This window comes from Streptomyces sp. NPDC056128 (assembly GCF_042263835.1).
Taxonomy (GTDB): domain Bacteria; phylum Actinomycetota; class Actinomycetes; order Streptomycetales; family Streptomycetaceae; genus Streptomyces.
The window spans coordinates 463,894-482,516 of the sequence record NZ_JBHJVQ010000001.1 but is presented as its reverse complement, the minus strand read 5'-3'; the positions used below and the strand labels follow the sequence as shown (position 1 = coordinate 482,516).

The following is an 18,623-nucleotide window of genomic DNA, read 5'->3' as shown; positions in this document are numbered from 1 at the left end:
CTGTGCGGGGGCTTCATTCCAGAGCGGGGAGCGGGGTTTGCGTGAGTTCACCAGTCCTCCCTTGACGTCGGCACCACCGGTGGGCGGTCTGGCCGACGTCGTCTTCCAGCATGCCCAGGAGGATCCGGAGCACATCGCGCTGGGCCGCAAGGACGCGGCCGGGCAGTGGCGGGACGTCACCGCCGGCGCGTTCCGCGACGAGGTGCTGGCGCTCGCCAAGGGCCTGCTCGCCCAGGGCATCCGCTTCGGCGACCGGGTCGCCATCATGTCCCGCACCCGCTACGAGTGGACACTGTTCGACTTCGCCCTGTGGACGATCGGCGCCCAGGTCGTGCCCATCTACCCGACCTCCTCGGCCGACCAGTGCATGTGGATGCTGTACGACGCCGAGGTGACGGCCGCGGTCGTGGAGCACGAGGACCACGCGATGACGATCGCCACCGTCATCGACCGGCTGCCGCACCTGCGCGGCCTGTGGCAGCTCGACTCGGGCGCCGTCCAGGAGCTGTACGACGCGGGGGCGCACCTCGACGACGAGGTGGTCCACCGGCACCGCAAGGCGGTCACGCCCGACTCGGTCGCCACCATCATCTACACCTCCGGCACCACCGGACGGCCCAAGGGCTGTGTCATCTCGCACGGCAACTTCATGTGGGAGGCGGACACCGTCATCGAGCGGTGGGAGCCGGTGTTCCACTCCAAGAAGGGAGACGAGGCGGCGACGCTGCTGTTCCTGCCGCTCGCCCACGTCTTCGGCCGGATGGTGGAGGTCGCGGCGATCCGCGGCAAGGTCCGCTTCGGCCACCAGCCCCAGCTGAACGCCGCGGCCCTGCTGCCCGACCTGGCGGCGTTCAGACCCACCTTCATCCTGGCCGTGCCGTACATCTTCGAGAAGGTGTTCAACGCGGCCCGGCGCAAGGCCGAGAAGGAGGGCAGGGGCGGCCCCTTCGAGAAGGCCGTCGACGTGGCCGTCAAGTACGCCGAGGCGGTGGAGGCGAAGGCCTGGGGCACCGGGCCGGGACCGTCGGCGGGACTGCGTATGCAGCACCAGCTGTTCGACAAGCTCGTCTACACCAAGGTGCGGGCGGCGATGGGCGGACGCATCCGCAACGCCATGTCGGGCGGCTCGGCGATGGACCGGCGGCTGGGGCTCTTCTTCGCTGGCGCGGGCGTGCAGATCTACGAGGGCTACGGCCTGACCGAGTCCACGGCGGCCGCCACCGCCAACCCGCCCGAGCGGACCCGCTACGGCACGGTCGGCCGCCCCGTCCCCGGCGTCACCGTGCACATCGCGGACGACGGCGAGATCTGGCTGAACGGCGAGAACGTCTTCCAGGGCTACCTCAACAACCCGAAGGCCACCGACGAGACCCTGCACGACGGATGGCTGGCCACCGGCGACCTGGGCGCCCTGGACGAGGACGGCTACCTCACCATCACCGGCCGCAAGAAGGAGATCCTGGTGACCTCCGGCGGCAAGAGCGTCTCCCCGGGGCTGCTGGAGGAGCGCGTGCGGGACCACCCGCTGATCAACCAGTGCATCGTCGTCGGCAACGACCGGCCCTACGTCGCCGCCCTCATCACCCTGGACCAGGAGGCCGTCGAGCACTGGCTGGCGATGCGGAACAAGCCGCAGATGCCCCCGGCCGACCTGGTGCACGACTCCGACCTGGAGACGGAGGTGCGGCGCGCGGTCGTCGCGGCCAACACGCTCGTGTCGCAGGCCGAGTCGATCCGCACCTTCCGCATCCTCGCCCAGCCGTTCACCGAGGAGCACGGCCTGCTGACGCCTTCGCTGAAGCTGAAGCGCAAGGCCATCGAGAAGGCCTACGGTGCCGAGGTCGCGGCGCTTTACACGGCGTGAGTTCCACGGTCAGGAATGCGTAAGGGCTCGTGATCGTTGACGATATGAGTACCACCTGACCACAACCGAAGGATCAAGAGCTCGTGAGCAGCAAGGTCCCCCCGATCATCCTGAACAACGGCGTCGAGATGCCCCAGCTGGGCTTCGGCGTCTGGCAGGTGCCGGACGACGAGGCAGAGACCGCGGTGGTCCAGGCGCTGGAGGCCGGGTACCGCAGCATCGACACAGCGGCGATCTACGGCAATGAAGAGGGCACCGGCAGGGCGCTCGCCGCCTCCGGCGTGGCCCGCGAGGATCTCTTCGTCACCACCAAGCTCTGGAACAGCGACCAGGGGTACGACACGACCCTCCGCGCCTTCGACGCCTCACTGGCGAAGCTGGGCCTGGAGTACCTGGACCTCTACCTGATCCACTGGCCCATGCCGGCCAAGGAGCGGTATGTCGACACGTACAAGGCGTTCGAGAAGCTGCTCGCCGACGGGCGGGTGCGGGCCATCGGCGTCTCCAACTTCCTGCCGGAGCACCTGGAGCGGCTGACCGGCGAGACGTCGGTCGTCCCGGCCGTCAACCAGATCGAGCTGCACCCGCACCTCCAGCAGCACGCCTCCCGCGAGGTCCACGCGGAGCAGGGCATCGCCACCGAGGCGTGGTCCCCGCTCGGCTCCGGCAAGGGGATCCTGGAGATCCCGGCGATTGTGGCCATCGCCCAGAAGCACAACCGCACCCCGGCCCAGGTCGTGCTGCGCTGGCACCTCCAGCTCGGCAACGTGGTGATCCCGAAGTCCGTGACGCCGTCGCGGATCAAGGAGAACATCGACGTGTTCGGCTTCACCCTGGACACCGAGGACCTGGCGGCGATCAGCGCGCTGAACGAGGACCGGCGTCTGGGTTCGGACCCGGCGGAGGTCAACTCCTGAGCACCGTCTGAGCGTCAGGCACGAGAGTCAGGCACGAGAGGAGGGGCCCGGCCGGGCCCCTCCTCTCCTGTCAGTTGGGCTGTCCCAGCGGCCGTACGACCACCGTGTTGACGTCGACGCCGGCCGGCTGGGTGGTGGCCCAGACGATCGAGTCGGCGATCTGGTCGGCGGTGAGCAGGTCGCCGGGCGGTAGACCGCCGGTCGCCTCCCAGAACGGGGTCTCCACCCGGCCCGGCGCGATCAGGGTCACGCCGACACCCCACTGGGTGACCTCCCTACGGGTGTTCTCGGCGAGACCGGTCACCGCCCACTTCGTGGCGCCGTAGATGTTGCCCGGCGTGTTCACGAACCCGGCGACGCTGCCGACCAGCACGATCCGCCCGCGCGTCGCCTTCAGGGCGTCGATCGACGCCCTGATCAGCAGCGCCGGTCCCAGCACGTTGGTCAGCACCATCTCCGTCCAGCCCGCCGGGTCGCCCTCGGCCACCGAGTCGTGGGTGGCGAACCCGGCGTTGGCGACCACCGTGTCGAGGCGGCCGAACTCCTTGAGCGTCGCTTCGACGGCGGAGGCCACCTGGGTGTGGTCGGCGGCGTTGCCGACCAGGGTCAGCAGGCCCTCGGGATCGCCGAGTTCGCCGGCGAACGCGCGCAGCCTCGCCTCCCCGCGCCCGGTGACGGCCACCCGGTGCCCCGCGTCCAGCAGCCGCCGGGCGACGGCGGCTCCGATACCGCTGCCGCCGCCGGTGATGAGCGCGACCGGTGCGTCGGCCATGGTTCCCCCCTGTGTCTGTGCCTGTGTGTCTGTGCAGGCACCTCTTCCGGACGGAGGGGAGTCCATCACTTGGAGCGCTCTCGAAGTCAAGGGCCCGGCACGGCGGCCGTTCAGACCGGCCGTACCGCCGTGTACACCGTGTGCGCCACCAGCACGAACACGTCCTGCCGCCGGTGCACGCTCCCCTCGTCCCCGGGGTCGAGCAGCCGGTCCAGGGTGTCCCGGTCCACGGCGTCCAGACCGTCGCCGATCCGCTCGCGCAGCCGGGAGAGGGAGGAGGCGGCGTAGGCGCGGGCCGCGTCGGAGACGGGCGCGGGCAGGTCAAGGAGGAAGCTGCGGGTGCCGGTGGGCTTGAGGCCGGCGGCGGTCAGCAGCGCGGGCCAGTCCTCGGTCTCGGGCACGGAGCCGGGCAGGCTCGCGCGCATCTCCGCGAAGAAGTCCTCCTCCACGGCGTGGATCCTGGCCTGGAGGCCGGGACGCCCGAACCCGATGTCGCGGGGCAGGAACCGGGCGGGCAGGCCGCCCTCCAGGATCGCGAGCGTGCCGCCGGGCGCGAGATGCCCGCCGAGGGCGGCGAGGGCGGCCCGCTGGTCCCCGAGGTGGTGCAGGCTCTGGCTGGCCCACATCAGGTCGGCGGGGTACTCCAGCTCGCCCAGGGCGCCGGGCAGGTCGCCGGTGAGGGTGCCGAAGCGGTCGGCGACACCGAGCCGGGCGGCCCGGTCCCGGGCCCGTTCCAGCAGCGGACCGGCGCCGTCGGCGGCGACGACGCGGGCGCCGGGGAAGGTGTCGGCGAACAGGCAGGAGACGACGCCCGGTCCGCTGCCGACGTCGACGACCAGGCCGGGGTCGGTCACCTCCCGTGCCAGCCAGCTCATGGCCTGCCGGTACAGCGGCGTGTACAGCTCGGCCTGCGCCTCGAGGAGCGGGGCCATCTCGGCCCAGTCCAGGTCGGTGTGGTCGTGCCCGGTTCCGTGGCCGTGGCCGTGCCCGTGCCCGTGCCCGTGCGCGGAACCGTGCTCGTCGTGGTGGTGGTCGTGCGCCATGCTGGTCAGCCTCCCGTTCGCGGTGACCTCAGGGTGCGACGACTCACCCCGCCCGGGCAAACAACGTTGCCGGTCCCGCAAAAAACGGGAGGCCGCCGGGGCCCGGCCCGCAAGGACCGGACCCCGGTGACTCACCCGCGGGGGAAGCCGCTCACGACAGCGGCGGGTAGGCGTTCTTCATCAGCTCCTGGAACTGCGCGGAGAACCAGTGCCCGGAGACCGGGGCGTTCGGCAGCGCGCCCGAGGGGTTGTTGCCGTTGCGCGCGTTGCCCTCGTAGGTGGGGTCGCACATCCGGTCGAAGCCCTTGCCCTCGTCGTTCGGGATCTCCTTGCTCGCTCCGTCGGACTCGCCCGGGGGCTTCATCCAGACGTACGCGTCGATCCCGGCCGCGGGGCTCGCCTGGGGACGTTCGCCGAGGCCGGCTCCGGACTGGTTGCACCAGTTCCCGAGGTGGATACGGCGGTCGTAGCGTCCGCCGTTCACATAGGTGTCCACGTTGGTGGTCGCGCCCGGTCCGGTGGGCCGGGCGGTGCCGCCCCAGCCGTTGCGGGAGGTGTCGATCAGCATGCCGAGGTTCTGGTCGAAGCCGATCGAGACCAGCTTGGCGCGCATGGCCTGGGCGTAGGACAGCTCGTCGGTGTAGCGGTTCCAGTCGACCCACTTGGACTGCCGCACGGAGGTTCCGTTCACGGAGTCCTCGATCTTGAAGTTCTCCTCCTTGAGGGCGCTGTAGTTGGCGGTGTTGACGATGAAGCCGTGCACGTCGGCGACGGTCGCCCCCTCGGTGGTGGCGGCGGTCTTGAACATGTCCGCGGAGGCACCGAAGTTGTCGTCCCAGCCGAGCCAGCCGTGGTGGCCGGCGTCGACGTAGTTGTAGACGTTGCCAATGTCGCCGAGCTTGTTCAGGGCGTATCCGACGCCCTTCTGGTAGTTGCCGTTGGCCTTCATCACGTCGCAGTTCGGCGTGGCGGTCGGCCGGCCGCTGACGTTGGTGACGAGGTTGGGCAGCGAGTCGATCTCGACCGTGGTGACGATCCTGAGGCCCGCGTACTTCGGGTCGGCGAGGATCTCGGCGATCGGGTCGATGTACTGCGTCTTGTACTTGTCGATCTCCGTCGGGCCCAGTTCGCCGTTGGAGGCGAGGGCGGCGCAGTCGCGACCGGGCAGGTTGTAGATGACGAGCTGGACGGCGAGTTCGCCGGAGCCCTTCTGCGTCAGCGCCTCGTCGAGGTGATCGCGCAGACCCATACCGCCGTTCACACCGTTGATGGCGGCGATCCGGTCGAGCCACACACCGGTGGGCTGGTTCGCGATCCGGGAGCCGCCCGGTTCTGCGGCGGCCTTCGCGGACCACTCGGGGTTCACGTAGACCTCGGCGCCGTCATAGGGGTTGTCCACCCGGTCGCCCGTCTCCGGCGGGTCCGTCGGGTCCGTCGGGTCGGTCGGACCGCCGTCGGCGTTGCAGGTCACGCCGTTGAGGGTGAAGGTGGCCGGGACCGCGTTGGCGCCGCTGTAGGTGGCCTGGAAGCCGAAGCTGGCCGAACCGCCCGTGGCGAGGGTGCCGTTGTACGACTCGTTGGCCGCGGTGACGGCGGCACCGCTCTGGCTGACCTTCGCGTTCCAGCCGCCTGTGACCTTCTGGCTGCCGGCGTAGGTCCAGCCCAGCGACCAGTTCGAGGTGGCGGCACCGTTGTTGGTGACGGTCACGGCGGCGGTGAAGCCGCTTCCCCAGTCGTTCTGCACCTTGTAGTCGACGGTGCAGGCGGCGGCCGCGGCTCCGGCGCTCGCGGAGTGGGCGGCCAGCGCCGTGCCGGAGGCGCCGGCGACCAGCGTCAGGGCAGCGAGCATCGCGGTTCTGGTACGGGTCATGAGTGCGGGTTCCTTCTTTCGTGGGGGTGCGGGTGCTGTCGTCCGGGGCCGCGCGTCCGTCGGCGCGGTCCGCTGCCGATCGGCATGGGGGTGCCGTCGTGATCGAAGGTCAGGAACGGCCCGCGGGCACGGTGCGGGAGCCCGGGGTGGGTGCGGGCCGGCGGGCCGGCCGAAGGCGCGTGGGAGGACAGGCCTCAGCCGCGGCTAAAAGTCCTGAACGCGGAAGGTGGAGCGGGGGGTGTCGCATGAGCGACTCCTTGCAGCTCGGGCACGCCGTGACGGTCGCGCCGACTGATGGAACCGCTCCCACTGGTTCAGCGAAGGTAGCGCCAAGTGACGGCAAAGAACAGAGGAGTTGCCGACTTTCTCTCCGCACACCCTGTCGAATCTTTTCGACTCTTCACGCATCTTGACCGCCGTTGCCCCTCTCTCCACTATGGGAGCGCTCCCACTGGTTCAAGGCTTGTTGCTCCTCCCCCACCCCTCCCCGAGCCGCAAGGAGGAACCAGCACCATGCACCCCCGACACAGACGCAGACGCCGCACCGCGCGGCGGCTGTGGACCGCCGCGCTGGCGGCCCTCGCACTACCCCTCACGATGCTGAGCACCGGTTCGACTCCCGCCCAGGCGGCGGCACTTCAGTGCAGCGTGGACTACCGGACGAACGACTGGGGCTCGGGCTTCACCGCGGAGCTGACGCTCACCAACCGCGGCACCGACGCCATCGACGGCTGGACGCTGACGTACGCCTACGCGGGCGACCAGAAGCTGAGCAACGGCTGGAACGGCACCTGGTCCCAGTCGGGCCGGAACGTCACGGTCAGGAACGCCTCGTTCAACGGGCGGGTCGCCGCCGGGGCCGCCGTCACCACCGGGGGGCAGTTCACGTACAGCGGCACCAACACGGCACCCACGAACTTCGCGGTCAACGGCACCTCCTGCGCCGGCGCGCACCAGCCGCCGATCACGGTGCTGACCAGCCCGGAGGCGGGCGCGGTGTACTCGCAGGGCGAGGCGGTGCCGCTCGCGGCCACGGCCGCCGCGGCCGACGGCGCCGGCGTCACCAAGGTGGAGTTCTACGACGACACCACCCTGCTCGGCACCGACACCAGCGCGCCCTACACGCACTCGGCCTCCGGGTTGACCGTGGGCAGTCATTCCCTGGTGGCGAAGGCGTACGACAGCATGGGCGCCTCCGGCAGTTCGACGCCGGTCGGCATCACGGTCGCCTCGGGACCGACCGTGGTCGCCTCACCCGGCCAACTCGGCGTCCAGCAGGGCGAGTCGGGGACGTACGAGGTCAAGCTGTCGAAGCAGCCGGCCGCCAGTGTCACCGTCACGACGTCCCGCGCGAGCGGCAACACGGGGCTCTCGCTGACCGGTGGGGCGAGTCTCACCTTCACCCCGTCGAACTGGGACACCGCCCAGCGGGTGACCGTCTCCGCGGACGCCTCCGGCAGCGGCTCGGCGGTCTTCGAGTCGACGGCCCCCGGCCACGGAAAGGCCGCGGTCACCGTGACCCAGCTGGCCGCGGCGAAGGACTACGACGCCCGCTTCCTGGAGCTGTACGGGAAGATCACCGACCCGGCGAACGGCTACTTCTCCCCCGAGGGAATCCCGTACCACTCGGTCGAGACGCTGATCGTCGAGGCGCCCGACCACGGCCACGAGACGACCTCCGAGGCGTACAGCTACCTGCTGTGGCTCCAGGCCATGTACGGCAAGGTGACCGGCGACTGGTCGAGGTTCAACAACGCCTGGGAGATCATGGAGACGTACATGATCCCCACCCACGCCGACCAGCCGACCAACTCGGCCTACAACGCCTCGAAGCCGGCGACCTACGCCCCCGAACTGGACACGCCGAACGAGTATCCGGCGCCCCTGGACGGCGCGGTCTCCGTCGGTCCGGACCCGATCGCCGGCGAGCTGAAGTCGGCGTACGGCACCGACGACGTCTACGGCATGCACTGGCTCCAGGACGTCGACAACACCTACGGCTACGGCAACTCGCCGGGCAAGTGCGAGGCGGGTCCGACGGACACCGGTCCCTCCTACATCAATACCTTCCAGCGCGGCGCGCAGGAGTCGGTGTGGGAGACGGTGCCGCAGCCGACCTGCGACGCCTTCAAGTACGGCGGCCCGAACGGCTACCTGGACCTGTTCACCGGCGACGCGTCCTACGCGAAGCAGTGGAAGTTCACCAACGCCCCGGACGCCGACGCGCGGGCCGTGCAGGCCGCGTACTGGGCGGACGTCTGGGCCGAGGAGCAGGGCAAGGGCGACGAGATCGCCGGGACCCTGGACAAGGCCGCGAAGATGGGCGACTACCTGCGCTACGCCATGTTCGACAAGTACTTCAAGAAGGTCGGCAACTGCGTGGGGCCGTCGAGCTGCCCGGCCGGCACCGGCAAGGACTCCTCGCACTACCTGCTGTCCTGGTACTACGCCTGGGGCGGCGCGGTGGACACCTCGGCGGGCTGGGCCTGGCGCATCGGCTCCAGCCACACCCACGGCGGCTACCAGAACCCGCTGGCCGCGTACGCGCTGAGCACCTACGCCGACCTGAAGCCCAAGTCGGCCACCGGTGCCTCCGACTGGGCCAAGTCCCTCGACCGGCAAGTGGAGTTCTACCGCTGGCTGCAGTCCGACGAGGGTGCCATCGCGGGCGGCGCGACCAACAGCTGGGCGGGCCGGTACGCGACACCGCCGGCCGGTACGCCGACCTTCTACGGCATGTACTACGACGAGAAGCCGGTGTACCATGACCCGCCGTCCAACCAGTGGTTCGGCTTCCAGGCGTGGTCCATGGAGCGGGTCGCCGAGTACTACCAGCAGAGCGGCGACGCGGCGGCGAAGGAGGTCCTGGACAAGTGGGTCGACTGGGCGCTGTCGGAGACGACGGTCAACCCGGACGGCACCTTCCGGATCCCCTCGACGATGCGGTGGTCGGGGCAGCCCGACACCTGGAACGCGTCCTCCCCGGGTGACAACGGCGACCTGCACGTCACCGTCTCGGACTACACCAACGATGTCGGTGTGGCGGCGGCGTACGCCAAGACCCTGACGTACTACGCCGACCGCTCGGGCGACACGGAGGCGGCCGCGACCGCCAAGGCGCTGCTCGACGGCATGTGGGAGAACAACCAGGACGCGCTCGGCATCGCCGTCCCGGAGACCCGCGCCGACTACAACCGCTTCGACGACCCGGTGTACGTCCCGAACGGCTGGACCGGGACCATGCCGAACGGCGACACGATCGACGCGTCGTCGACGTTCGCCTCGATCCGCTCCTTCTACCAGGACGACCCGGCCTGGTCGAAGATCGAGGACTATCTCGCGGGCGGTGCCGCGCCCACGTTCACGTACCACCGGTTCTGGGCCCAGGCGGACATCGCCCTCGCCATGGGTTCGTACGCGGAGCTTCTGGAATAGCCCCCGCGGGGCGCTCCGCGGGTTGGGCGGTTTTTGGCTGCGGGTCCGTTGTGGCTGGTCGCGCAGTTCCCCGCGCCCCTTTGGGGCGCCTTACGGCTCCAACTGCCGGGCGGCCCTCGTTCATGGCGAGGGTCGTCCGGTGTTCGTGTGTGTTCTGCTCCTGATGGAAGGACGGTTCCCCACCGTGCGAAGAACCAGGATCGTCACCGTTCTGCTGGCGCTCGCGGCCGGTCTCCTGGCGGTCGGCCCGCCCACCGCGCGGGCCGCCGAGACCTACACCTGGAAGAACGCCCGGATCGACGGCGGCGGATTCGTCCCCGGCATCGTCTTCAACCGCACCGAGAAGGACCTGGCCTACGCCCGTACCGACATCGGCGGCGCCTACCGCTGGCAGGAGTCGTCCCGCACCTGGACGCCGCTCCTCGACCACGTCGGCTGGGACGACTGGGGCCACACGGGCGTGGCCAGTATCGCCTCCGACTCCGTCGACCCCGACCGGGTGTACGCGGCGGTCGGCACCTACACCAACGACTGGGACCCGGGCAACGGCGCGGTGCTCCGCTCCGCCGACCGGGGCGCGACCTGGGCGAAGACGGACCTGCCGTTCAAGCTGGGCGGCAACATGCCGGGCCGGGGCATGGGTGAGCGTTTGGCCGTCGATCCGCACGACAACGACGTGCTCTACTTGGGCGCGCCCAGCGGCCACGGACTGTGGCGGTCGACCGACGCTGGCGTGACCTGGTCCGAGGTGACGGCCTTCCCGAACCCCGGCAACTACGCGCAGGACCCGAGCGACACGTCCGGCTACGCCTCCGACAACCAGGGCATCACCTGGGTCACCTTCGACGAGTCGACGGGCGGCGCGGGCACGGCCACGGAGACGATCTACGTCGGCGTCGCCGACAAGGAGAACGCCGTCTACCGCTCCACGGACGCGGGCGCGACCTGGGAGCGGGTCGCCGGGCAGCCCACGGGCTACCTGGCCCACAAGGGCGTCCTGGACGCGGAGAACGGCTACCTGTACCTGGCCTACAGCGACACGGGCGGGCCGTACGACGGCGGCAAGGGGCGGCTGTACCGGTACGCCACGGCGACGGGCACCTGGACGGACATCAGCCCGGTCGCGGAGGCGGACACCTACTTCGGGTTCAGCGGCCTGACCGTCGACCGGCAGAACCCGGGGACGGTCATGGCGACGGCGTACAGCTCCTGGTGGCCGGACACGCAGATCTTCCGCTCGACGGACAGCGGCGCGACCTGGACGCAGGCGTGGGACTACACGTCGTACCCGACCCGCGAGAACCGCTACACGATGGACGTCTCCTCCTCCCCGTGGCTCACCTGGGGCGCGAACCCGGCTCCGCCCGAGCAGACCCCGAAGCTGGGCTGGATGACGGAGGCGCTGGAGATCGACCCGTTCGACCCGGACCGGATGATGTACGGCACGGGCGCCACGATCTACGGCACCGAGAACCTCACGAACTGGGACGACGAGGGCGGCACCTTCGCCATCGAGCCGATGGTGCGCGGCCTGGAGGAGACGGCGGTCAACGACCTGGCCGCTCCCCCGTCCGGCGCCCCGCTGCTCAGCGCGCTCGGCGACATCGGCGGCTTCCGGCACACCAGCCTGACCGAGGTCCCGTCGATGATGTACACCTCCCCCAACTTTACCTCCACCACGAGCCTCGACTTCGCGGAGTCGAACCCGGACACGGTCGTCCGGGCCGGCAACCTCGACTCCGGCCCGCACATCGCGTTCTCCACGGACAACGGCGCCAACTGGTTCGGCGGAACCGACCCGGCGGGGGTGAGCGGCGGCGGGACGGTCGCGGCGGGCGCGGACGGCGGCCGCTTCGTGTGGAGCCCGCAGGGTGCCGGCGTGCACCACACGACGGGCTTCGGCACGTCCTGGCAGGCGTCGAGCGGCATCCCGGCGGGGGCGGTCGTCGAGTCCGACCGCGTCGACCCGCACACCTTCTACGGCTTCAAGTCCGGGACGTTCTACGTCAGCACGGACGGCGGCGCGACCTTCACCGCCTCACCGGCGACCGGCCTGCCCTCCGGTGACAGCGTCCGCTTCAAGGCGCTGCCCGGCGGCGAGGGCGACGTCTGGCTGGCGGGCGGGGCGGCGGACGGCCCGTACGGCCTGTGGCACTCGACGGACGGCGGCACCACCTTCACCAGGCTGTCCGGCGTCGACGCGGCCGACACCATCGGCTTCGGCAAGGCGGCCCCGGGCGCGTCCTACCAGACCCTCTACTCCAGTGCGGAGATCGGCGGCGTCCGCGGCATCTTCCGCTCCACCGACGCGGGAGCGAGCTGGACCCGGGTCAACGACGACGCGCACCAGTGGGGCTGGACGGGCGCGGCCATCACCGGGGATCCGCGGGTGTACGGCCGGGTGTACGTGGCGACCAACGGCCGGGGGATCGTGTACGGCGACACGGCGGGCGACGGCGGCACCGACCCCGGCCCCGACCCGACGCCCACCGGAGCCTGCGAGGTGACGTACAGGGTCACGAACCAGTGGCCCGGCGGCTTCCAGGCGGACGTCCGGCTCACCAACACCGGCACGGCGGCCTGGAACGGCTGGTCCCTCGACTGGACGTTCGCGGGCGGCCGGCGGGTGTCCCGGATGTGGAACGCCGAGCACACCCGGGCGGGCACCACGGTGACGGCGAAGAACGTCGGCTGGAACGCCCGCGTCGCCCCCGACGCCTCGGTGAGCTTCGGCTTCACGGGCGAGGGGTCGGGGACCAACGCGGAACCGACCGCGTTCGGGATGGCCGGCCGGAGCTGCGCGACCGGCTGAGCCGACGGTGGGGCGGGTGTCCGAGGGCGCCCACCCCACCGTTGTTCACGGGGTGTAGACCGCCGGCCTCGGCGCCGTCGGCATGCCGTCGCCGAGGAAGAAGCTCGGGTGCGGCGGCTGGTTGTAAGCCGTATTTTGCCAGGCCAGGGCCGTGCGGTACTGGGTGTCGTGGAGGAGGGTCGTGATGCGGGTGTCGGTGTCGTACGGGGTGGAGTAGACGCGCAGGGCCGCGTTGTCCGACGTGCGCCAGACGACCTCCTCGCGCCAGTCGCCGAGGAGGTCGCCCGCGAGGACCGGGGTGGCCTTGGTGCCGTTGTTGGACGCGACGCCGGAGCCGGTGAGCAGGCGGGTGTCGCCGGAGGTGCCGTACTTGTCGACGTGGGTGCCGTCGAGGAGTTCGCGGACCGGGTCGCCGTCCCACCAGGACAGGAAGTTGGCGCTGGAGGGCTTGCGGCCGTTCACGACCGTGCCCCTGGGGTCGCGGATGCCGCTCTCGGCGGAGGACCAGGACTCGGCGCCCGCGCTGCCGGACCAGATGTCCCCGGCGACGCCCCGGCCGTTGTCGCCGCCCGCGCCGGTGGACCAGATGATCCGGCCGGTGCGCGCGTCCGCCATCCAGGACGAGGGCTTCGAGGTGTCCTCGTCGACCTTGAACTCCTCCAGGCCCGCGCGGGACGGGTCGAGGTCGCCGACGTGCATGGCGTCGCCGTGGCCGTTCCTCGTGGTCCACAGGGCGTTGCCGTTGTCGTCGACGGCCATCGCGCCGTAGACGATCTCGTCCCTGCCGTCGCCGTCGACGTCCGCGACGGAGAGCTGGTGGTTGCCCTGGCCGTCGTAGCCCTTGCCGGTGTTGGTGGAGGAGTTGGTGTCGAAGGTCCAGCGGCGGGTGAACCGCCCGTTCCGCCAGTCCCAGGCCGCGATCACGGAGCGCGTGTAGTAGCCGCGCGCCATGATCAGGGAGGGCCGGGAGCCGTCCAGGTACGCGGTGCCCGCCAGGAAGCGGTCGACGCGGTTGCCGTAGGAGTCGCCCCAGGAGGAGACGTTGCCCCGGGCGGGGACGTAGTCGACGGTCCCCATGGCCCTGCCGGTCCGGCCGTCGAACATCGTCAGGTACTCGGGGCCGGACAGGACGTAGCCGGAGGAGTTGCGGTGGTCGGCCGAGGGGCTGCCGACGACCGCGCCGGTGCCGTCCCGGGTGCCGTCGGCGGTCTTCATCGCCACCTCGGCCCTGCCGTCGCCGTCGTAGTCGTACACCTGGAACTGGGTGTAGTGGGCGCCCGAGCGGATGTTGCGGCCGAGGTCGACGCGCCACAGCCGGGTGCCGTCCAGCCGTATGCCGTCGACGATCGTGTTGCCCGTGTACCCGGACTGGGAGTTGTCCTTGGCGTTGGCCGGCTGCCACTTGAGGACGAGGTCGAGCGCGCCGTCGCCGTCGAGGTCGCCGACGGAGGCGTCGTTGGCCTCGTAGGTGTAGGAGACGCCGTCGGGTGTCGTGCCGCCGGCGGGCGGACTGATCGGCACGTCCTTGTAGCCGGCCCGGAACTGGACGGCGTGGACGGAGTCGCCCTGCTCGGTGCCGTCGACGACGGCGCGGACGGTGTAGTCGGCGTGGGACGGGGCGCCGGCGTGGAAGAAGGTGGTGGAGCCGGTGACAGGGCCGGCGTTGACCTTGGTGCCGGCCCGGTAGACGTTGAACGCGACGTCGTCCGGGTCGGTGCCCAGCCAGCGCCAGCCGACCAGATTGCCGTCGCCGGTGTGGACGCTGACCACGCCCCGGTCGAGGGCCTCGACCTGCCGTGCCGTGGCGGCCAGGGCGGTGTCGGGGGCGAGCGTCGTCGGGCCCGCGCCGACCAGCCCCGCGGCGGCGAGGGCGGCGGCCAGGGCGAGCGGGCGTCTGCGGTACGTGTGGGGGTGCCTCACGGGACGGACCTCCTGGAGGACGGATGGGTTCCGCCTCTCGGTCGCCGCCCGGGAGGGCCGGGTTGCCGCCCCCCGCCTACGACTTCACGAACGCCCGGAGGGTGAAGACGGGGTCGGGCCGGGGCCGGTCCTGATCCGGCAGGGCCGCCAGCCGGGTGGCGAAGTGCTCCGCGCGCGGGTCGCCGGGCGGCAGCGTGACGAACCAGCCGCGCCGCAGGTCGGCGACAGTACGGCGGGGGCTGCGGCCCTGACCGTGGCCGGTGAAGCGGGCCTCCCCGGCCGGGACCAGGCCGTGCGCGCGGGCGTGCGCCTCGACGAGGGCGACGGCGTCGTGCGCGGTGCTGGGCGGGCGGGCCGCGAGCACGGCATCGATGTCACTGCCCACGTTGTGCGAGGCACCCTTGTCGACGGTGGTCACGTACACCCCGCCGGGCCGCAGGACGCGGGCGCACTCGCCGACGATCGCCCGCACGTCCCCGGCGCTCCCCGCCAGGTGCAGCAGCCACACACTGGTGACGGCGTCGAACCCGCCGTCGCGGAACGGCAGCCGGCGGCTGTCGGCGAGCACGACGGCACCGGGCAGCCGGGCCGCGGCCCGCCGGGCCATGGCGGGGGCGAGGTCCGCGCCGGTCACCCGCGGGGCACCCGGCGCGGCCGCCAGCCGCCGGGTGACGATGCCGGTGCCGCAGGCGACGTCGAGCAGGCTGCGCGCCCCTGGCGGCACGAGGCTCAGTACGGCCCGTGCGGCGGCCTCGGCCCGGGGCTCGCCGCCGCGGGCCGCATCGTACCGCTCCGCTTCCTTGTCGTAGTCGAGCACACCGTCAGTGTGCCCCGTGACCGGCGGCCAGATCCTCCACCCTGCGGGCCAGCTCGATGTCCTTCGCGGTGACGGCGCCGCCCGCGCTGTGCGTGTGCACCGCGAGGGACACGGTGTTGTAGCCGAGGGTGAGGTCGGAGTGGTGGTCGAGTTCCTCCTGCACCTGGGCGATGTGCACGACCATGGCGGTCGCCGCGAAGTGCGAGCCGAGCCGGTAGGCACGGGTGAGGCGGCCGTCCTCCAGCGTCCAGCCGGGCAGCCCGGCCAGCCGCTCTTCGATCTCCTGCCGTGACAGCGGTTCGACGGGCATGTGCCACGCTCCTGTCCTGGGCGTCGGGTAACCGGTCTTCAGCCTGCCACATCGCTTCCGCCGGGGCCCTGGTCAGGAGGGCCGGCCGGTCCCGCCGCGGCCCGCCGTCGACTACCGTTCGGCCCATGACCGCACCCACGTCCGGCACCGTCCCCGCCGCCCAGGGCGTGGGTCCGCTGCTCCGGTCCTGGCGGGAACGGCGGCGGGTCAGCCAGCTGGAGCTGGCCCTGCGCGCCGACTCCTCCGCCCGGCACATCAGCTTCGTCGAGACGGGCCGCTCCCGGCCGAGCGAGGAGATGGTGCTGCGCCTCGCCGAGCACCTGGACGTCCCCGTGCGCGAGCGCAACGCCCTGCTGCTCGCGGCCGGTTACGCCCCGCACTACCCGGAGACCCCGCTGGACGACCCGGCGCTGGGCGCCCTGCGCGAGGGCATGGAGCGGCTGATCCGGGGCTACGAGCCGTATCCGGCGCTGGTCGTCGACGGGACGTACCAGGTGCTGGCGGCCAACCGGGGCGTGGCGATGCTGATGGACGGCGTCGCCGAGCATCTGCTCGCGCCGCCGCTGAACGCGATGCGGCTGACCCTGCACCCGGAGGGACTGGCACCGCGCATCCGCAACCTGCGCCAGTGGCGCGGGCACCTGCTGGAGCAGATGGAGCGGCAGATCGCCCTGCAGCGCTCGGAGCCGCTGCGCGCGCTGTACGACGAGGTGGCGGCCTATCCGGTGCCGGACACCGCGCCGGAGATCGCGCCGGACGGGGAGCCGGACGAAGCGGTGCCGTACTTCGCGCTGCCGATGCGGATCGAGCACGAGGGCCGGACCCTGTCGTTCATCTCGTCCATCTCCACCTTCAACACTCCGATGGACGTGACGGTGGCCGAGCTGGCCATCGAGACGCTGCTGCCGGCCGACCCGGCGACGGTCAAGTACCTGCACACTCTGCTGTCCTGACAAGGTTGATCGCCGACACCCCTGTGAGAGCGGCGGGGGTACATGACAGACTGCGGTGTGACTTGGGCGCGTTGGGGAGGCGTGGCGTGAGTGAGCGACGGGCCGCACCCACCGTGGGCCAGGTGGTCCTCGGCAGACGGTTGCAGGAACTGCGGGAGACCGCGGGCCTCAGACGCGAGGAGGCCGCCAAGGTGCTCCGCGTGGCCCCGGCCACGGTGCGGCGCATGGAGATGGCCGAGGTCTCGCTGAAGATACCGTATGTCCAGATCCTGCTGACGACGTACGGGGTCGCCTCCGACGAGGTCGCCGCGTTCGTCACGCTCGCCGAGGAGGCCAACCAGCCGGGCTGGTGGCAGCGGTACCACGACGTGCTGCCGGACTGGTTCAGCATGTACGTGAGCCTGGAGGGCGCCGCGCGGATCGTGCGCTCCTACGAGCCGCACTTCGTCCCGGGGCTGCTCCAGACCGAGGACTACGCGCGCTCGGTCCTGGAGGCCGGGACGATCGGCAACGCGGGCGGTGACGCCGTGGAGCGGCACGTGTCCCTGCGGATGGAGCGGCAGCGGCTGCTGGAGCGCGCGGACCCGCCGCACCTGTGGGTGGTGATGGACGAGACGGTGCTGCGGCGCCCGGTCAGCGTGCACGGCCGGGTGATGCGCGAACAGCTGGACAAGCTGCTGGAGTTCGCGTCCCGGGACCGGGTGACGCTCCAGGTCGCCGAGTTCGAGGACGGGCCGCACCCGGGGACGTACGCGCCGTTCACCCTGTTCCGGTTCGCGGAGCCGGAGCTGCCCGACATGGTCTTCACCGAGTATCTGACCGGCGCCCTGTACCTGGACTCCCGGCCCGAGGTCTCGGCGCACCTGGAGGTCCTGGACCACATGACGGCGCGTGCCGCGTCGACCCAGCGCACCGAGAAGGTCCTGCGCGAGTACCGCGAGAACTACTGACCCGGCGAACCCCACCACCGAGGCCCGAGGCCCGAGGCTCCCAGGAGACGACACGGCATGACCGGATTCGACGGCACCGCCGCCCCCATCGACACCAGCCGGCCGCACCCGGCGCGCGTCTACGACTGGTGGCTGGGCGGCAAGGACAACTACCCGGTGGACGAGGAGCTGGCCCGCAGGATCCTCGCCGCGGACGGCACGGCGGTGCGCGGCGCGCGCGCCAACCGCCGGTTCATGCACCGGGCGGTCCGCACCCTCGCCGAGGCCGGGATCCGGCAGTTCCTGGACATCGGCACCGGCATCCCGACCGAGCCGAACCTGCACCAGGTGGCGCAGGCGGTGGCCCCCGAGTCGCGGGTCGTGTACGCCGACAACGACCCGATCGTCCTGCGGCACGCGGAGGCGCTGCTGCACGGCTCGGCGCAGGGCTCCACGGAGTACGTGCACGCCGACGTCCGGGATCCTGACCTGATCCTGCGGCTGGCGGGCGAGAGCCTGGACTTCGGCCGTCCGGTGGCGCTGTCGCTGGTGGCGCTGACGCACTACCTCGGCGACGCGGTCGACGGCGACGACGTGCACGGACTCCTCGGGCGGTACGTCGACGCCCTCGCCCCGGGCAGCTACCTGGTGCTGTCGCAGGTCACGCCCGATCTGAACCCCGAGGCGGTGGGCCGGGCCGCCGCTCTGTTCACCCGCAGCGGCACGCCGTTCCACCCGCGCTCGCTCACCGAGTTCGCCCGCTTCTTCGACGGCCTGGAGCTGCTGGGCCCCGGCATCATCCCGGTCACCGGATGGCGGCCGGACCCGGAGGACGTGGCCGCCCAGGCGGAGGGCATCGTGCCGGTCTACGCGGGGGTCGCGCGCAAGCCCTGACCCGGACGCCGGACACCGGGCGCCCGCGCTGACCCGTACGGGCCCCGCGAACGGGTGCGCTCCCGTGCCCGCCCCTAGGTTCGAGAA

Annotated in this window: 13 protein-coding genes; 7 read left to right on the top strand and 6 right to left on the bottom strand. The window is 71.5% G+C overall.

The features are described from left to right. Positions 1-37: 37 nt before the first annotated feature. Together ACFC1X_RS02175 and ACFC1X_RS02170 are read left to right on the top strand one after the other, a co-directional pair. Positions 38-1,864: an AMP-dependent synthetase/ligase gene (locus tag ACFC1X_RS02175; RefSeq protein WP_376347977.1), complete on the top strand. Its 1,827-nt coding sequence runs from the start codon at positions 38-40 to the stop codon at positions 1,862-1,864. Positions 1,865-1,947: 83 nt separating this feature from the next. Next, on the top strand, positions 1,948-2,781 hold the full coding sequence (locus tag ACFC1X_RS02170) for an aldo/keto reductase (RefSeq protein ID WP_376347975.1): 834 nt from the start codon (positions 1,948-1,950) through the stop codon (positions 2,779-2,781). 70 nt (positions 2,782-2,851) lie between these two features. Here ACFC1X_RS02170 and ACFC1X_RS02165 read toward each other — a convergent pair whose 3' ends face one another. The 3 genes from ACFC1X_RS02165 to ACFC1X_RS02155 form a co-directional block, all read right to left on the bottom strand. After that, positions 2,852-3,553, bottom strand: a complete 702-nt coding sequence (locus ACFC1X_RS02165) for an SDR family oxidoreductase (protein WP_376347973.1) — start codon at positions 3,551-3,553, stop codon at positions 2,852-2,854. A gap of 110 nt (positions 3,554-3,663) precedes the next feature. Further along, positions 3,664-4,596 carry a class I SAM-dependent methyltransferase gene (locus tag ACFC1X_RS02160; protein ID WP_376347971.1) on the bottom strand — a complete coding sequence of 311 codons (933 nt, stop codon included), beginning with the start codon at positions 4,594-4,596 and terminating at the stop codon, positions 3,664-3,666. Positions 4,597-4,747: 151 nt separating this feature from the next. Further along, entirely contained in the window at positions 4,748-6,466 is a 1,719-nt protein-coding gene (locus ACFC1X_RS02155) for a glycoside hydrolase family 6 protein (RefSeq protein WP_376347969.1), read from the bottom strand. A gap of 513 nt (positions 6,467-6,979) precedes the next feature. Between ACFC1X_RS02155 and ACFC1X_RS02150 the strand changes: the two genes are divergently transcribed. Together ACFC1X_RS02150 and ACFC1X_RS02145 are read left to right on the top strand one after the other, a co-directional pair. After that, a complete protein-coding gene (locus ACFC1X_RS02150) occupies positions 6,980-9,901 on the top strand; it encodes a glycoside hydrolase family 48 protein (protein WP_376347967.1) in 2,922 nt (973 codons plus the stop codon). Between the two features lie 184 nt (positions 9,902-10,085). Then, complete coding sequence (locus ACFC1X_RS02145) at positions 10,086-12,713, top strand: cellulose binding domain-containing protein (RefSeq protein WP_376347965.1); 2,628 nt, start codon at positions 10,086-10,088, stop codon at positions 12,711-12,713. Positions 12,714-12,758: 45 nt separating this feature from the next. Here the strand turns inward: ACFC1X_RS02145 and ACFC1X_RS02140 are convergent, their stop codons facing one another. The 3 genes from ACFC1X_RS02140 to ACFC1X_RS02130 all read right to left on the bottom strand — a co-directional run bounded on the left by ACFC1X_RS02140 (position 12,759) and on the right by ACFC1X_RS02130 (position 15,760). Continuing rightward, complete coding sequence (locus tag ACFC1X_RS02140; protein ID WP_376347963.1) at positions 12,759-14,633, bottom strand: rhamnogalacturonan lyase; 1,875 nt, start codon at positions 14,631-14,633, stop codon at positions 12,759-12,761. A gap of 76 nt (positions 14,634-14,709) precedes the next feature. After that, on the bottom strand, positions 14,710-15,450 hold the full coding sequence (locus ACFC1X_RS02135; RefSeq protein ID WP_376347961.1) for a class I SAM-dependent methyltransferase: 741 nt from the start codon (positions 15,448-15,450) through the stop codon (positions 14,710-14,712). A gap of 4 nt (positions 15,451-15,454) precedes the next feature. Then, positions 15,455-15,760: a 4a-hydroxytetrahydrobiopterin dehydratase gene (locus tag ACFC1X_RS02130; protein ID WP_376347959.1), complete on the bottom strand. Its 306-nt coding sequence runs from the start codon at positions 15,758-15,760 to the stop codon at positions 15,455-15,457. A 125-nt stretch (positions 15,761-15,885) separates the two neighbouring features. Between ACFC1X_RS02130 and ACFC1X_RS02125 the strand changes: the two genes are divergently transcribed. The 3 genes from ACFC1X_RS02125 to ACFC1X_RS02115 all read left to right on the top strand — a co-directional run bounded on the left by ACFC1X_RS02125 (position 15,886) and on the right by ACFC1X_RS02115 (position 18,536). Continuing rightward, entirely contained in the window at positions 15,886-16,713 is an 828-nt protein-coding gene (locus ACFC1X_RS02125; RefSeq protein ID WP_376347957.1) for a helix-turn-helix domain-containing protein, read from the top strand. Between the two features lie 86 nt (positions 16,714-16,799). Further along, the gene (locus tag ACFC1X_RS02120) at positions 16,800-17,663 is read left to right on the top strand and encodes a helix-turn-helix domain-containing protein (RefSeq protein ID WP_376347955.1); all 864 of its coding nucleotides are present in this window, start codon (positions 16,800-16,802) and stop codon (positions 17,661-17,663) included. Positions 17,664-17,720: 57 nt separating this feature from the next. Then, on the top strand, positions 17,721-18,536 hold the full coding sequence (locus ACFC1X_RS02115; protein ID WP_376347953.1) for an SAM-dependent methyltransferase: 816 nt from the start codon (positions 17,721-17,723) through the stop codon (positions 18,534-18,536). The last annotated feature ends 87 nt before the right edge of the window (positions 18,537-18,623 follow it).

Bases quoted from the DNA above. Each gene is read 5' to 3' on its own strand.
- ACFC1X_RS02165 (WP_376347973.1), bottom strand. From the start codon at position 3,553: ATGGCCGACGCACCGGTCGCGCTCATCACCGGCGGCGGCAGCGGTATC.
- ACFC1X_RS02160 (WP_376347971.1), bottom strand. From the start codon at position 4,596: ATGGCGCACGACCACCACCACGACGAGCACGGTTCCGCGCACGGGCAC.
- ACFC1X_RS02155 (WP_376347969.1), bottom strand. From the start codon at position 6,466: ATGACCCGTACCAGAACCGCGATGCTCGCTGCCCTGACGCTGGTCGCC.
- ACFC1X_RS02150 (WP_376347967.1), top strand. From the start codon at position 6,980: ATGCACCCCCGACACAGACGCAGACGCCGCACCGCGCGGCGGCTGTGG.
- ACFC1X_RS02130 (WP_376347959.1), bottom strand. From the start codon at position 15,760: ATGCCCGTCGAACCGCTGTCACGGCAGGAGATCGAAGAGCGGCTGGCC.
- ACFC1X_RS02125 (WP_376347957.1), top strand. From the start codon at position 15,886: ATGACCGCACCCACGTCCGGCACCGTCCCCGCCGCCCAGGGCGTGGGT.
- ACFC1X_RS02115 (WP_376347953.1), top strand. From the start codon at position 17,721: ATGACCGGATTCGACGGCACCGCCGCCCCCATCGACACCAGCCGGCCG.